A 16,453-nucleotide genomic window follows, 5' to 3' on the forward strand; every position below is an offset into this window, starting at 1 on the left:
AGAATAATAGGAATGAATATTCATTCCGTAACTAACGTAAATTTTAATCGCGGGAGATGATGCAAATGAGCAAGCTGAAAAATTGGAGAAGTTTATCTTTTCTATTATGGATAGTTATTACCATTACAATGATCGTAACGATGCCTAATATGGATAAATTAGTGAAAGAAAAAGGGCACATTACGATTCCTAATACAGAACAAAGTAGTATTGCTGACAAAATGATAAAAGAAATGGATAAAGACGGGACAGAAAAGTATGACATTATAGTTGTTTTTAATAGTGACAGTAAAACAGCTTTAACGACTGAGCAAAAAGAGGAAATAATAAAAACAATCAACGCTTTGCAAAATGAAAAAGAACAATTAGGAATTAAAGAAGTTGTTTCACATTTAGATAATAAAGAATTAGAGAAACAATTAGTTTCTAAAGATAATACGACTATTTTAACGCAAATATCGATAGATAAAAAGCATGGTGAAATATCGAAAGTTACAAATAACCTTCATAATAAAGTGAAAACGAAAGGGGTAACAACGTACTTAACAGGAAGTGATTTAATAGCAGGAGATTTCCTTACATCTTCTCAAGAGGGAGTGAAAAAGACTGAAGTTATTTCAATCATTTTCATTCTTGTAATATTAATCATTGTATTCCGTTCACCTATTGTTCCAATTGTTTCTCTTCTTACTGTTGGGGTATCATATTTAGTTTCAATGGGGATTATTGCTCATTTAGTAGATCAATTTAATTTTCCATTTTCTAACTTTACACAAGTGTTTGTTGTTGTTGTCCTGTTTGGGGTTGGAACAGACTATAACATTTTATTATTTACGAGATTTAAAGAAGAATTAAGTAAACAAGAAAACGCATTTTTGGCTACGAAAGAAACATTTAAATCGGCAGGGAAAACCGTTTTATATAGCGGGATAGCAGTACTAATTGGTTTTGCATCTCTTGCTTTAGCGAGTTTTAAACTATATCAATCTACTTCAGCGGTAGCAATTGGTGTCGCAGTTTTATTACTAGTATTAACTACGTTAAATCCGTTTTTTATGGTGCTTTTAGGAAAAGGGATGTTTTATCCCGTTAAAACATTTAAAGGTCATGAAGACAGTCGTCTATGGGGATTCTTTGCGAAAAACTCAGTAGTGAGACCATTTGTAGCTTTAATTATTGTATTCGTGATATCAATTCCTTTTATATTAAAATATTCTAATACACTTAATTACAACGATTTATTTGAAGTAGACAATAAATATGAGTCGAAAATGGGGATTAACGTAATAGAAGAACATTTTCCACCTGGTTTTTCTTCACCAAGTACGTTAGTCATTCAATCGAATAACAAGTTAGATGAGGCGAGTTCGCTTCAAACTTTAGATGAACTAACTGATAAGATTTTGAAAGTAAAAGGTGTTTCAGAAGTATATTCACCGACACGTCCAACTGGTGATAGGATTAAAGAACTATATATAAATAAACAAGCGGGTGAACTAAATACAGGTTTAGGAGATGCCAATGGTGGTATAAAGGAAATTAATGATGGATTAACTACTGCGAAAGATAAGATGGGTAATAAGGACTCAAATAGTCTTGCGAACGTTCAAAAGTTAATTGATGGAACAAATGAAGCGAAAAGTGGTGTATCAGCATTAGGAACAGCTTTAAATCAACTATCCAATGGCATAAATGACGGAGCACAAGGTGCGCGGCAAATTGAGAGTGGGTTAACTTCAGTAAATGAAAATATAAGTGTATTATCTCAAGCAACTTCACAACTTCATGCTGGCTATACACAGTTAGAAAAAGGTTTAAGTTCTTACGATCAATACTTCGGAAGTATTTCTCAAGCGATTGACGGTGCGAAGAAAGGTTATGAACAAATTGAAATGTTAATGACCAATTTCATTCAAACGAAACCAGAATTAGCAAATGATCCTAACATTCTGCAGACGATAGGAATTGCTAAAGAGGCTCAAAAGCAATTAGGTGGGCTTTCAAATGAATTAAATAAATTGAAAGCGCAGCATAATGCGGCGATGGGATCATTTAAAGAAGCGAATCAATCGTTATTGAAAGTGGATAATGGCTTAAAAGAAATGAACAATGGAGTTACTAAGTTACAAAAAGGAGCAGCTGATCTTAAAAATGGATTAAATGAAGGTGCTTCAGGTTCAAAACAAATTGCGAACAAGTCATCTGAGTTACAAACCGGATTAACGAAAATAAACGATGGGCAAGGTCAGCTATTAACCGGACTGAAAGACTTGCAAGAACAGATGGGTCAATTACAATCCGGACTAACTAAAAGTACAGAAGGCCTTGAAAAGGTAAGTAATGGCCTAGGGGATGCTCAGAAATATTTAGGAGAACTGAACGAATCAAAAAGCTCTGAGAAATTCTATATTCCAAAAGAAGTTTTGGAGGGAGAAGATTTCCAAAAAGCTTTGAATACGTACATGTCACATGATAGAAAGACTGCTAAAATGACAATCATTTTAGACGTAAATCCGTATTCAAAAGAAGCGATGCCAATTATTCAAGAAACCAATAACACAATAGATGGTACTTTGAAGGGGTCGGAATTAAATCATGCGAAAACAGCAATCGGAGGAACGACAGCTAGAAACGTTGATTTAAAAGAAGTAACTGGGCAAGATTTCTTACGTACAGCTACAATTATGTTAATTGGAATCGCGATTGTATTAATTGTGATTACACGTTCATTATTAAACACCATCTTTATTATTGGATCGTTACTATTAGCTTACTTTGCATCATTAGGGATAAGTGAACAAATTAGTACGCATATTTTACATGTAGATTCATTAAGCTGGAATGTTCCATTCTTTAGTTTCATAATGATTGTCGCTTTAGGAGTGGATTATAGTATTTTTGTAATGATGAGATACAATGAGTTAGAAGGGGACCCAGCGACGAAAATTGTAACTGCTTCTCGTCATATCGGAGGAGTCGTATTATCAGCGGCACTTATTTTAGGTGGTACATTTGCTGCATTAATCCCTTCAGGTGTATTAACGCTTATACAAGTAGCATCCGTAGTTGGCGTTGCACTTCTTCTATTAGCTTTAATTGTGATGCCGATATTATTACCGGCGTTAATAGGGTTAACGAGTAAAATGAAGAGTTACAAAGAGAAAATAAGAAATAAGAAGAGACTGTAGGGAATGATTTCTCTACAGTTTTTTCGGTATATAATATTTCAGATGAAAATGAATCCGATGTATGACAGAATGAGCAGTGAAAGGTTATATGAGAAAGAGGTCGATGATATACATACAATAGCTAGGGGAATGGACAAAAACTATCCGATTTCATTGTAGAAAGGTAATCAACCGTTGCTATTCATCCAGCTTCTACTATATAATAGCTATAGTCTACAATAATTGAGTCGTAATATGCGATTTTTTAAGACAATCGGTGAGAAAACGCTGAAATAAGCGGTATTAGTAGGAGGACACAAATGATTACAGTAAGTAACGTTAGTTTGCGTTTCGCGGATCGCAAATTATTTGAAGATGTTAACATAAAATTCACGCCAGGTAACTGCTACGGTTTAATCGGAGCAAACGGTGCTGGTAAATCTACATTTCTAAAGATTTTATCTGGGGAAATTGAACCATCAACAGGTGACATACATATTACGCCAGGTGAGCGTCTAGCAGTATTAAAACAGAACCATTTCGAATATGAAGAGTTCCCAGTATTAGAAACAGTAATTATGGGTCACACGCAACTTTACAAAGTAATGCAAGAGAAAAATGCTATTTACATGAAAGAAGACTTTAGTGATGAAGATGGTATGCGTGCTGCTGAACTTGAAGGTGAGTTCGCTGAGCTTAACGGTTGGGAAGCTGAGTCAGAAGCTGCAATCCTTCTTAAAGGTTTAGGTATTGGTGAAGATCTTCATGATAAGAAATTGTCAGAATTAACTGGGGCAGAGAAAGTAAAAGTATTACTTGCTCAAGCTTTATTCGGTCAACCTGACATTCTATTATTAGATGAGCCTACCAACCACTTGGACTTAAAAGCGATTCAATGGTTAGAAAACTTCTTAATGAACTTTGAAAACACAGTTATCGTAGTATCCCATGACCGTCACTTCTTAAATAAAGTATGTACGCACATGGCTGACCTTGATTTCGGTAAAATTCAACTTTATGTTGGTAACTATGACTTCTGGTATGAGTCAAGCCAATTAGCTTTAAAATTAACACAAGATGCTAATAAGAAAAAAGAAGAGAAAGTAAAAGAGTTACAAAATTTCATTGCACGCTTTAGTTCAAACGCTTCTAAAGCGAAACAAGCAACTTCTCGTAAAAAATTATTAGACAAAATTACATTAGATGATATTAGACCGTCATCACGTCGTTACCCATTCGTTGGCTTCACACCTGAGCGTGAAGTAGGAAATGACTTATTAACTGTTGAAGGTCTTTCTAAAACAATTGATGGTGAAAAAGTGTTAGATAATGTGTACTTCACTTTAAATAAAGGTGATAAAGTTGCATTTATCGGCCGTAACGATATTGCGATGACAACATTATTTAAAATTCTTATGGGTGAAATGGAGCCTGATAGCGGTTCATTCAAATGGGGTGTTACAACCTCTCAGTCTTACTTCCCAAGAGATAACTCTAAGTACTTTGAGAATAGTGATTACAACTTAGTTGAATGGTTACGTCAATTTTCTCCACAAGATGAGTCTGAAAGCTTCTTACGTGGTTTCTTAGGCCGTATGTTATTCTCAGGTGAAGAAGTTAAAAAGAACGTTTCTGTATTATCTGGAGGCGAAAAAGTTCGTTGTATGTTATCTAAAATGATGTTAAGTGGTGCGAACGTAATCACACTTGACGATCCAACGAACCACTTAGACCTTGAGTCAATCACAGCGTTAAACAACGGTTTAATTGCATTCAAAGGTACAATCTTATTCACATCTCATGACCATCAGTTCGTGCAAACAATTGCAAACCGCATTATCGAAGTAACACCAAACGGTGTAATCGATAAAGAGGCTACTTATGATGAGTTCTTAGAAAATGAGGAACTTCAAAAACAAGTAGATGCAATGTACAAAGGTCAATAATATATAATGAAAAAACTCGCTCTTTTTAGAGCGAGTTTTTTTGTCGAGAAAACGTAACATCGCTGGTCGGTCAAATGAATAATTATTCAAATATAATATTAATGAACAGGAGAATTTTTTCATGTATGAAGGGATGTAATGACTTTAAGATTTAAAGAGTTAGTTGAAGAAGGGAAATGTAAGTGGAGTAATATAATCAAATCGTATTATTTTGTCATGTGAAATATGTACCAAATTTGGAGATAGAATAGTTTGCGAATGAGTTTATAAAGGTATATAGTATGGGGTGTCATAATTAGGGGATGAATCTTGGGAGAAAACAGGAAATGTTACAAATTTATTTTGTTAAATAGAAACCAAGGTCAAAATGTCTAGAAAGAAATAGTTGAATAAATACTAGCTTCAAATTATAATTACTAATATTCTTCATATAGTTAAATAAAGATAATCTATTTGAAGAAGAAAATTTGAATAGAGAGACAGACTTATAAAAAAATAAGCCTTGGATGATCAAAAGAGGTGGAGAAATGAAACAGTTCTTATTAAAGAGCAAAAGTGTGTTAAGCAATCATTTTGGATTCTTTCTGTTTGCCGTTATTTTATTGTGGCTCAAAACATATGCAGCTTATGTAACGGAATTCAATTTAGGAATTTCAAACACAATTCAAAAATTCTTGCTGTTTTTTAACCCGCTTAGTTCAGCAGTTCTATTTTTAGGACTTGCATTATTTGCAAAAGGGAAACGATCTTATATTTGGTTAATTATCATTAATTTGTTATTGTCGATTCTTTTATACGCAAACGTAGTATACTATCGCTTTTTCAGTGACTTTATTACGTTCCCGACATTAACACAAACGAATAACTTTGGAGATTTAGGTGGTAGTATTCTTGCGTTGCTACATCTTTATGATCCATTATACTTCTTAGACACGATTATATTAATTGTGTTAGTCGCAACAAAATTTGCAAATCCAAAACCAATTCGTGTTGCGAAGCATAAATTATCTCTAGTATTTGTAGCAGGTATTTTATTATTCAGTGTTAACTTAGGTCTTGCAGAGTCTGACCGTCCTGAATTATTAACAAGAACGTTTGACCGTAATTATATTGTGAAATATTTAGGTGCATACAACTACACAATTTATGATGGAATTCAAAGTGCGAAAGCATCGACAGAACGAGCATTAGCTGATGGCGATAATATGACAGAAGTACGAAATTATTTAACATCAACTTATGCAAGTCCAAATCCTGAGTATTTCGGTAAAGGAAAGGGAATGAACGTAATTTACATTCATTTAGAGTCATTCCAAAACTTCTTAATTGATTACAAATTAAATGGTCAAGAAGTTACACCGTTCTTAAACTCATTTACAAAAGATGCGAATACACTTTATTTTGATAACTTCTTCCATCAAACAGGACAAGGGAAAACATCTGATGCGGAGTTTATGTTAGAGAATTCAATGTTTGGTTTACCGCAAGGTTCTGTCTTTACAACGAAATCTCATAATACGTATCAATCAGCACCAGCTATTTTAGGACAACAAGGATACACATCAGCAGTATTCCACGGTAACTACAAAACATTCTGGAACCGTGACGATATTTATAAATCATTTGGTTTTAATAAATTCTTTGATGCGTCATACTACGATATGAATGAAAAAGACGTAGTAAACTACGGGTTAAAAGATAAACCGTTCTTTAATGAATCTATTCCGTTATTACAAACGTTGAAACAACCGTTCTATACGAAGTTTATTACGTTATCGAACCATTTCCCTTATCCAATCGATAAGGCAGAAGCAACGATTGAACCAGCAACAACAGGTGATTCATCAGTAGATACGTACTTCCAAACAGCACGCTATTTAGATGAATCTGTAAAAGGCTTCATCGATTACTTGAAACAATCTGGTTTATATGATAACTCAATTATTGTTATGTACGGAGACCATTACGGTATTTCAGATAATCATAACGCAGCAATGTCAAAAGTAATGGGTAAAGAAATGAACTCATTTGAAAATGCACAGTTACAACGTGTACCATTAATCGTTCGTGTACCAGGAGTGAAAGGTGGCGTACAACATCAATACGGTGGTGAAATTGACGTTCTTCCAACGCTATTACACTTACTAGGTACAGATACAAAGAATTATGTTCAATTCGGTTCTGATTTATTATCACCAGATCATAAACAAGTCGTTGCGTTCCGTAACGGTAACTACGTAAGCCCAACAGTTACTGCACTAAACGGCAAATACTATGATACAACTACTGGAAAACCTGTAGAATTTACAGATGAAATAAAGAAAAATGAACAAATGGTTCAAAACTCACTAAAATACTCTGACCAAGTCGTGAATGGTGACTTATTACGATTCTACACACAGGAAGGATTCACTCCAGTAGATCGTTCGAAGTATAACTATAACAACCGCGATAAAAACAAAACGAAGGTAAAAACGACTCCGGAAGGGGAAGCTAAATAAATAATAAAAGGCGCTATTCATATGAATAGCGCCTTTTATTTGTAAATATACCATCATTATGAGACAGAACCAGCTGTTGCTTTTTGTTTAGCCTTTCCGAAGAAAACTACACCGATGATGATAATAATGATAAATGCCCATTTAACGAAAGGGTTACTTTCGAAAAATCCAGCGAACCATTTCTCATCTACAATCATTTTCGCGGCAGTATAAGCTAAAACGGCTGCTCCAATCGTAATGATGACAGGAAAACGATCTACCCATTTTAAAATCAATGTACTGCCCCATACGACTACTGGAATAGACACTAATAATCCGATGATTACTAAAGAAAAGTTACCATGGGCAGCTCCTGCAACAGCGAGTACATTATCGATGCCCATTAACGCATCAGCAATAATAATGGTTTTAATAGCAGACCAAAATCCTTCTTCGGCCTTAATATCATGATCTTTGCCTTCAGCAATTAATTTATAAGCAATCCATATAAGGAGTACACCACCAATTAGAAGTAGCCCTGGTATTTTTAACAACCAAACAACAACTAAGGTAGCGAGGGCTCTAATCGCGATTGCCCCGATAGTTCCCCATATAATAACTTTCTTTTGCTGATCTTTCGGTAATCTTCTTGCTGCTAATCCAATTACAATGGCATTATCACCGGCTAACACTAAATCAATTACAATGATGGCAAGTAGGGCGGACAAATATTCGGCTGAAAGAAAATCCATATACACATCACTCCTTAAGAGTAATATGTGCTAAAGTGTTGATAATATAAAAAATAGGATTGAATTTGTATATTCAATCCATAATTTCTTACTGTATTTTGATATATGTTTTAATTTCGTATAAGTCGCTTTTGTATTCTTTTTTGTTTATCGTTTCGCTTTCTTAATTTTCGATTCATCTTTTTAATGCGGTTTTCTTTTCTATTATCCCAGTTATCACTTCGAATTTTACTAATAGACTTATCTGTCTTAGCACGAAAACGTCTTACTTTTTTCACGAAGGAAAGGGGTGTTTTGCCGATAACACCTTGTTTTTCTAACGAATCCTCTTTACCTAGACACCAATCAGGATGAGATAATAAATAGTCGAAATCAAATATTATCCCGTATTCTTTATCCATATATGTATACCATTCATCTAAAGTACACTTATTTTTTGTATGTAAATATGTTGATCCATCAGTCATAGCACAGCACCAATAGTCAAAATAGCTCCATAGTACCCATTCTTTCGGTACATCTAGTGTTAAAATTACCATTTTTGAATTTGTTCTACCCCAAGCTTTATGATTTCGATTTGGGTAATTATTTGCTTCCCAGACCCAAATAGGATAGTTACCTTCGTAATGAGGCAATCTTGTTTTAGCGACGCGCACCATCCAGTCATATGAATATACATCGTCTGGATCGATGAATTCTTTATTACCTTCTAAATAACCAAGTTTCTTAAATTGTTTCCATGCTTCTTCAGTTTGTACTGTATATACGATCATATGGCACCTACTTATTTAAACTAAATTATAGTATAACATGTGATTTTGAATTTTTATTGATATTAGAGAAGGGGGAGTTTGAGTCGAATATACGAGGAGTAATTCCCAAAATGATAAAAAGACTTGATTCCCAGCTAAAGGAAATCAAGTCTTTTCATTACATACGATTATCATGCCAGAAGTTTAATGGGAAGTGTTCGTTCTCATTATATGCTTCTAATTCATATCCTTTTTCTTTCAGTCCTTTAATAATTCCAGGAACTGCTTTTACTGATTGTGGATGAATATCATGCATAAGGATAACTTCTGTTGGATTTGTAGCACCATGTAACACGTTTTCTACAATTTTAGCAGATGCAGCATCAACTTGCATTTTGTTATATTTCCAGTCTAAAGAATCAATTGTCCAATCCCAAACTTTTAAGCCATTTTCTACAACTTTGTTGCGAAGAGCTTCGTTTAATCCTGGCATAGAGCCGTAAGATGGACGAGTTAATACTGGTGATTTACCTAAAACACCAGCGATTAAGCCTTGGTCTTCCTTCATTTCATCTACGTAATGACCTTCAGTGTAAAGTTTCTTGTAGTTATGAGTCATACTGTGCATCCCAACGTAGTGACCTTCAGCATCTTCGCGTTTTACAAGATCAGGGAAAGCTTTTACGTTTGAACCAATTAGGAAGAATGTTGCTTTTGCATTTTCTTTCTTTAACATATCTAAAAGCTCAGCTGTGTATTTTCCAGGACCGTCATCAAATGTTAAATAAGCGACTTTTCTAACTTGCCCGTTATAATGTTTTGGAGCTTCTTTCGGAGCAAGAGATGTTTGAATCTCACTTACAAGTTGAACAGATTTTGCTTCATCCTCTGTACTAGCTAGAGCAGTATGTACTGATCCAAAAGCCACTTCGTATGTGAATAATACCCCCGCACAAACTAACATAGCCCTTTTTACTAAAGTTGTCATTCGAATTCCATTGTGCATAATTTTCCTTCTCTCTATAAAAGTTCTACTCTACTATATTAGCAATTATAGGTAGGGAAATGCAAAAAAACTTTTTTACAAGTGTAAAAAAGTTTACTCAAAAGTATGCAAGATTTTATATCAATTGCAGTTTTGAAAAATAGGATGAATTTAAACTTTATTATTTAAACTTTCAATCACCAAATCATACTTTCGTATCATTTCATTTTCGTTCCAATTATTGATTCGAATATTTTTGTTTTTTATTAAAATATTGGTAAAGAAACAATTACATGAAAAAAGGAGTGGGAATATGGATAATTATATTTGCACTACATGTGGAGTACAGTATCCCGAAAATGAAGAAGCACCTTCTCGCTGTAAAATTTGTAATGAGGAAAGACAATATGTTAATCCAATTGGGCAGTCATGGACAACATTAGAAACGATGCAAAATAGCAATTTATACAAAAACGAAATAATAAAAGAAGAAAGCGGTTTGTATAGCATTACTACTAAACCTAAATTTGCGATTGGACAAACAGCATTTTTAATACAAAGTAAAACTCTAAATGTTATGTGGGATTGCATTAGTTATTTAGATGATAAAACGATACAACGTATATATGATTTAGGTGGTATTCAAGCAATAGCACTTTCTCATCCACATTATTACTCTACACAAGTTAAATGGGCGGAAACATTCAATGTACCTATTTATATTCATGAAGATGATAAAGAGTGGGTGGTTCGTCCGAGTAAGCAAATTAAATTTTGGTCTGGGGAGCATCTGATATTATCGGAAGAACTTACATTGCATCGCTTAGGAGGCCATTTTAAGGGTGGAACTGTTATACATTGGAAAGACGGTAATGAAGGGAAAGGTATTTTGTTATCAGGTGATATTATACAAGTAGTTTCGGATCGGAAATGGGTAAGTTTTATGTATAGTTATCCCAATCTCATTCCATTACCAGCGAATAAAGTTAGAGATATGGCAGAGAAGGTAAAAGATATCCAATTTAGTCGACTATATAATGCATTTCATGGTGTGGTGGAAGATGCGAATAAAGCTGTACAAAGATCTGCTGATCGGTATATAAAGGCCCTGCAAGGAGAACTATTTCATACGTAATAGCTTGTAATTCATCTCTATATTTATATAACTAATTTTATATGAATTTTATACTAAAGTCCTATTGTTTATTAACTAATAGGTCTTTCAACTTAGGAAGTTCACACTAATGAGGGATGTTAAAGGGAATATATGTAACCTATACTAATTACTATAAAGCTTTGGAAAATGAAAAGGAGGAGATTTGCATGAAGAATTGGGTTCAATTTAGAATTGCAAGACCAACAGATAAATTTGAAGAAGTGATAAGTTTTTATGAAACAGGATTAGGTTTAAAACGTATAGGGGAATTTCACAATCATGAAGGATATGATGGGGTTATGTTTGGCTTACCAGATGAAGAGTATCATTTGGAGTTTACTACACATGTTAATGGAAGTCCATGTCCGGCACCGACAAAAGATAATTTACTAGTTTTTTATATGCCTATTAAAGATGAAATTGAAAAGATAGTGAATCGATTAAGTAATATGGGCTATCATGAGGTAGAACCTGAAAACCCGTATTGGATAGAGAAAGGAACCACAATAGAGGATCCAGACGGTTGGAGAATTGTGCTTATGAATGCATCTGAATAAGAAAACTATTTTCATATGAAATAGAGTGTAACAAAATGATTTAGACATAAATCCCTACAGTGTTTGTAGGGATTTTTATATAAGAAATTTTTATTGAGAGAGTTATTAAAATGTAGAAAGTATTTTGGCTAAGAACAAATGTAGTAAACATAATTTATGAAGGAGGTATAAAAGTATGATAGTAAACCATTTTGAAGCGTTTTCTAAACATGTTGGAAATACACCGCTCGTGAAATTAGAATGCAAAGAAACGAAGGATCTTTCTATCTATGCTAAATGTGAATGGCATAACCCTACAGGATCGATTAAGGATAGGGCAGCACTTGGAATGATTAATAAATATTTACAAGAAGCGGACAAAAAACAAAATATTTTAGAGTATAGTGGTGGAAGCTTAGCGAGGTCAATTGGGTGTATTTGTAATTATTTAGGGATTCAATGCACGTTAGTTTTAAGTTCTGGAACCGATAAATCTCTATTAAATGAACTTGATCGTTATGGTGCTAACGTAATCTTAGTTGATAAATGTAAAGGGTTCTACGCAGTAATTGAGAAAACAATAGAGATTAGCAAACAAAAGCCAGAATTATATTTTTTATTCCAACATTATAATAATGCAAATCTAGTAAGTCATATAGAAGGTACAGGGCGAGAAATTATTGCACAAATGATTGGAAAACCAATACATGCATGGGTAGCATCTGCTGGTACTGGTGGAACTCTAATGGGAGTCTATACAGCAATAAAGAATTATACAAAAAATGTTGAACTACATTTAGTAATGCCTGCTGAATTGCCTTATGGTTCGGAACAACCACCAAATGATTTAAAGAAATATGCTGGATCAGGTGGGTTCGGCTTAGGAAGGAAACAACATTTCATAGAACAGGAAGAAAATTTGATAGAAAAACAATGGACTTATTCATATGAAGATACCCTGTATGAAATGGCACGTTTTTACAAAGATACTGGTATAAAAATAGGAACTTCTGCGGCAGCGAATTTATTAGCAGCTAAACAAATTGGGAAAGAAAAAGGTGCGAATTTTAATGTAGTTACAGTTTTTCCGGACGCAGGGTCAATAGAAGAGTGGTCAGATGTAAAAAATTCAGTTGAAAAAATAGGTGATTGAGAGGACCATTAAAAGTTCTTTCGTAGTTTATATCTTATTCTACGCAAAATTGATACCATCAAAAAACTGTATGTTTAACATGTACAGTTTTTTGATGGTATAGCTGTGCAATGTTTAGAAATTTCACATACCGTATTTTAAAAATATATATAGGAAAAACAAAAAGTGATGTAGAATATATCGTACATACATATATACAGTCAACATAAAAGATAAAGAGGTGGGTATATGTTACTTGAGGAAGTAATGCAGCAACTAGAGGAATATGGAACAGAACAAAATCGAAAAACGTATAAAAACCACGGAGCGAAAGAGCCGTTATTTGGAGTTAGTTTTGCGAATTTAAAATTGTTAAAAAAGAAGATAAAAAAAGATCACGATTTAGCAGTTGAATTGTGGGAAACGAAAAATATGGACGCAATGACATTAGCAACTTATATTTTAGACCCGAAAAAAATAACGACAGAACAGCTTAATAGTTGGATTCAGGATGTTGATTATTACTGTTTAATGGATGTTCTGATGACATCTATATGTACTTCGCCAATTGCAATAGAAAGAATGGAAGAGTGGACAAAGTCTAATGATGAATGGATTGGAAGAGCTGGCTGGTCTTTATTAGCAAATATAGCGATTAAAAATAAAACGCTACATGATGATTTCTTCTCTCCGTACTTAGAAGAGATTAAAGAAAATATACATAATGAAAAAAATAGAAAAAAAGAAGCGATGAATAGTGCTTTAATCGCAATAGGAATTCGTAATGAAGACTTAGAGCGACAAGCGATTGAAATTGCAAGTGAAATTGGAAAAATAGAGGTTGATCATGGTGCAACATCATGTAAAACACCAGATGCAGAAAGCTATATAAAAAAAGCGAGAGAAAGAGCTGAAAAAAAGAAAGTGAAATAAGAAAAGAGGATCGGTTATGAAACCAATTGAAGCAGCACAAAACATAATTACATTACAATTTCCGAATTGTGATGTAGCTTTACTCGGCGGAAGCGTTGCACGAGGAGAAGCGACGAAAACATCTGACCTTGACATTGTAATAGTCGATCAAAGTTTAACTTCTTGTTATAGAGAATCTTTCTATAGTAATGGATGGCCTGTTGAGGTGTTTGTTCATAATTTCGAAACATATAAAACCTTTTTCAAAATGGATTGTGATCGAGGGAGGCCGTCGTTACCACAATTAGTTTCAGAAGGGATTGCCTTAAAAGGGGAACAGGAAATTGTTGAGAAATTAAAAAAAGAAGCGAATGATTTACTACATAAAGGACCAGCTAAATGGACCGAAGAAACGATTAAGCAGAAGCGATATTTTATTACGGATACTTTAGATGACTTTATTGGTGCAACAAAAAGAGAAGAAGAATTGTTTATCGCTAATTTATTAGCCGATTTAGTACATGAATATGTATTAAGAGTAAATGGTAAGTGGCTTGGGAGTTCAAAATGGTTTATTAGAGTGCTAAAAAGATATGATGAGCAATATGCAAACAAATTTGTAGCCGCTTTTGATCATTTTTATAAAACGGGAGGGAAAAATGAATTAATTCATTTTATAGAAAAGACGTTAGAACAGTATGGTGGAAGAGTGTTCGAAGGATTTTCTATTGGTAAATAAAGAGAGGAGAAAAAAATGAATGTACCATATGTTCAATTAAGAGAATTGACACTAGATGATGTAGAAGATCGCTATCAATGGTCATTAGATAGAGATGTAACAAAGCATTTAGTTTTACCAGATCAATATCCTCCGTTCACTCGTGGAGATACGAGAAACTGGATTGAAGCTTGTATAAGCCGAAAAAATGGTTATGAACAAAGGGCAATCGTTACTGAGACAGGTATACATATTGGATGGGTAGACCTTAAAAATTTTGATAAAACAAATAAAAATGCTGAACTAGGAATTGCGATTGGAAATAAAGACTATTGGGGTAAAGGATTTGGAATGGCAGCTCTAAACAGCATGTTACAAATAGGTTTTTCTCAGTTTGAATTGGAGAAAATTTGGTTACGTGTAGATGAAGATAATACAAAAGCTAAAAAGAGTTATGAAAGTGCCGGATTTGTATGCGAAGGGTTAATGAGAAATGATCGATTGAGACAGGGAAAGTTCATTCATCGCTATCGTTACAGTATATTAAAAGAAGAGTATGAATCAAAAAAATAATAACCTATAAAAATATTATGTAAATTAAAAAGGGGAAAATAAAATGATTCGATTACTTACAAAAGCGGATGCAAAAAAATATTGGGAGTTGCGTTTACAAGCACTACAAGTAAATCCAGAAGCATTTATAACGACTTATGAAGAAGCAGTACGTCAAGAAAACCCTCTTGAACGAGTTGCTAGTAATCTTTCATCCAACAGTAGTTTTACATTTGGTGCTTTTAATAATGAAAATCGTTTAGTTGGGGTTGTTACTTTATTAACAGAAGAAAAAGACGCATATAAGCATAAAGGACATATCGTTGCAATGTATGTAGATACTGAAAATCGAAGAAGTGGTCTTGCACGTGATTTAATACGTAAAGCAATTGAAAGGGCAAAAGAGATGAAGCTAGAGCAATTGAATTTAGGGGTTGTGTCAACGAACGAACCAGCCAAACGATTATATGAATCAATGGGATTTAAAACATACGGAATTGAAAAAAGGGCTATAAAAATGAATGGTGTGTATAGTGATGATGAACATATGGTGTTGTTCTTTTAAGAGAGGAAGTTTTGTATGAAAGATCTCCATTTAGAAAGAAAAATGGACCCTCAAGTAGCGATTTTGTATGCGACGGTTGCTGATACGTTTAATAGATTGCAAAGGTTAGTCGAAGGTACTGAAGAGAACGAACTATCCTATAAAGGGTCTGAAAATAATGAAAATAGTATTGGGCAGTTACTTCAGCATTTAGCAGTTGTTGATTTACATTGGGTGTATCGTTTCAAGGGAGAAGATGTTCCGCCAGCATTTGAAAATAAATATGGTCCTATGTTAAATGAAGTAGGAGAATTACCAAGTTTAAGAAAAAACACATTGCAAGAGTTAATGCAAGATTATGAAGCAGTGCAAAAATTGTTTTATGAAGAATGTATGAAACTAACAGAAACTGATTTAACGCGGGAAGTTTTGTATGAAAAAGGCGAAACTGCGACAATAAGATGGGGAATATGGCATATAGCAGATCATAATCGGTATCATCAAGCTCATATAAGTCGATTGAGGAAATTATACAGAGAATATAAACTACATATTCTTTAATTTTTGAATGAACGAACGCCCCTAAATAATAATTAAAGGAGGCGTTTGTTTTTATTCGTTCGCTTTTCTTCCCAAGCTATCATTAAATTTTTATGATAATCTTTTGGTTTCTCAATAGAAAACCAGTAAATTGAATGTGCAATAGTTGGTAGCCATCTTTTATAGCGGATGCGTATATTTTCATGGTGAGTATAGTGGGTCGAGATTAAAGTAGATTTTGACCCTTGAAAATTTTGATATGTAATGGCCTCGATTTCATA

13 protein-coding genes and 1 pseudogene are annotated in these 16,453 nt (G+C 33.8%); 11 read left to right on the forward strand and 3 right to left on the reverse strand.

Going from position 1 to position 16,453, the window contains the following annotated elements; genetic code table 11:
• Window positions 1-65: 65 nt before the first annotated feature.
• The 3 genes from ACTFSL_RS04365 (at window position 66) to ACTFSL_RS04375 (ending at window position 7,614) form a co-directional block, all read left to right on the forward strand.
• Entirely contained in the window at window positions 66-3,188 is a 3,123-nt protein-coding gene (locus ACTFSL_RS04365) for an MMPL family transporter (RefSeq protein WP_440041248.1), read from the forward strand.
• Between the two features lie 299 nt (window positions 3,189-3,487).
• Window positions 3,488-5,113 (forward strand): ABC-F family ATP-binding cassette domain-containing protein, encoded by a 1,626-nt coding sequence (locus tag ACTFSL_RS04370; RefSeq protein ID WP_000633864.1) that lies wholly within the window; start codon window positions 3,488-3,490, stop codon window positions 5,111-5,113.
• A gap of 527 nt (window positions 5,114-5,640) precedes the next feature.
• A complete protein-coding gene (locus ACTFSL_RS04375; protein ID WP_440041249.1) occupies window positions 5,641-7,614 on the forward strand; it encodes an LTA synthase family protein in 1,974 nt (657 codons plus the stop codon).
• A 56-nt stretch (window positions 7,615-7,670) separates the two neighbouring features.
• Here ACTFSL_RS04375 and ACTFSL_RS04380 read toward each other — a convergent pair whose 3' ends face one another.
• The 3 genes from ACTFSL_RS04380 to ACTFSL_RS04390 all read right to left on the reverse strand — a co-directional run bounded on the left by ACTFSL_RS04380 (window position 7,671) and on the right by ACTFSL_RS04390 (window position 10,103).
• Window positions 7,671-8,345, reverse strand: a complete 675-nt coding sequence (locus ACTFSL_RS04380) for a TerC family protein (protein ID WP_000346930.1) — start codon at window positions 8,343-8,345, stop codon at window positions 7,671-7,673.
• 110 nt (window positions 8,346-8,455) lie between these two features.
• A complete protein-coding gene (locus ACTFSL_RS04385; protein WP_000637705.1) occupies window positions 8,456-9,118 on the reverse strand; it encodes a DUF3841 domain-containing protein in 663 nt (220 codons plus the stop codon).
• Between the two features lie 157 nt (window positions 9,119-9,275).
• Window positions 9,276-10,103: a peptidoglycan-N-acetylglucosamine deacetylase gene (locus ACTFSL_RS04390; protein ID WP_000551452.1), complete on the reverse strand. Its 828-nt coding sequence runs from the start codon at window positions 10,101-10,103 to the stop codon at window positions 9,276-9,278.
• A gap of 292 nt (window positions 10,104-10,395) precedes the next feature.
• Between ACTFSL_RS04390 and ACTFSL_RS04395 the strand changes: the two genes are divergently transcribed.
• From ACTFSL_RS04395 to ACTFSL_RS04430, 8 genes and pseudogenes are all read left to right on the forward strand, one after another.
• Complete coding sequence (locus ACTFSL_RS04395; protein WP_000371021.1) at window positions 10,396-11,217, forward strand: MBL fold metallo-hydrolase; 822 nt, start codon at window positions 10,396-10,398, stop codon at window positions 11,215-11,217.
• 188 nt (window positions 11,218-11,405) lie between these two features.
• On the forward strand, window positions 11,406-11,795 hold the full coding sequence (locus tag ACTFSL_RS04400) for a VOC family protein (protein WP_000800667.1): 390 nt from the start codon (window positions 11,406-11,408) through the stop codon (window positions 11,793-11,795).
• Window positions 11,796-11,970: 175 nt separating this feature from the next.
• Window positions 11,971-12,927, forward strand: coding sequence for a PLP-dependent cysteine synthase family protein (locus tag ACTFSL_RS04405; RefSeq protein WP_017656505.1), 957 nt, complete (start codon window positions 11,971-11,973; stop codon window positions 12,925-12,927).
• Window positions 12,928-13,155: 228 nt separating this feature from the next.
• Entirely contained in the window at window positions 13,156-13,839 is a 684-nt protein-coding gene (locus ACTFSL_RS04410) for a DNA alkylation repair protein (protein ID WP_000923449.1), read from the forward strand.
• Window positions 13,840-13,855: 16 nt separating this feature from the next.
• Window positions 13,856-14,616: pseudogene (locus ACTFSL_RS04415) on the forward strand (nucleotidyltransferase domain-containing protein).
• Entirely contained in the window at window positions 14,573-15,109 is a 537-nt protein-coding gene (locus ACTFSL_RS04420) for a GNAT family N-acetyltransferase (RefSeq protein WP_001102491.1), read from the forward strand. Before ACTFSL_RS04415 ends, ACTFSL_RS04420 begins: the two are co-directional and overlap by 44 nt.
• A 43-nt stretch (window positions 15,110-15,152) precedes the next feature.
• A complete protein-coding gene (locus ACTFSL_RS04425; protein ID WP_000620314.1) occupies window positions 15,153-15,653 on the forward strand; it encodes a GNAT family N-acetyltransferase in 501 nt (166 codons plus the stop codon).
• 15 nt (window positions 15,654-15,668) lie between these two features.
• A complete protein-coding gene (locus ACTFSL_RS04430) occupies window positions 15,669-16,193 on the forward strand; it encodes a DinB family protein (protein WP_000653845.1) in 525 nt (174 codons plus the stop codon).
• Window positions 16,194-16,453: the final 260 nt, after the last annotated feature.

The sequence above is a fragment of the Bacillus cereus group sp. MYBK108-1 genome, from assembly GCF_051917185.1.
GTDB lineage: Bacteria > Bacillota > Bacilli > Bacillales > Bacillaceae_G > Bacillus_A > Bacillus_A cereus.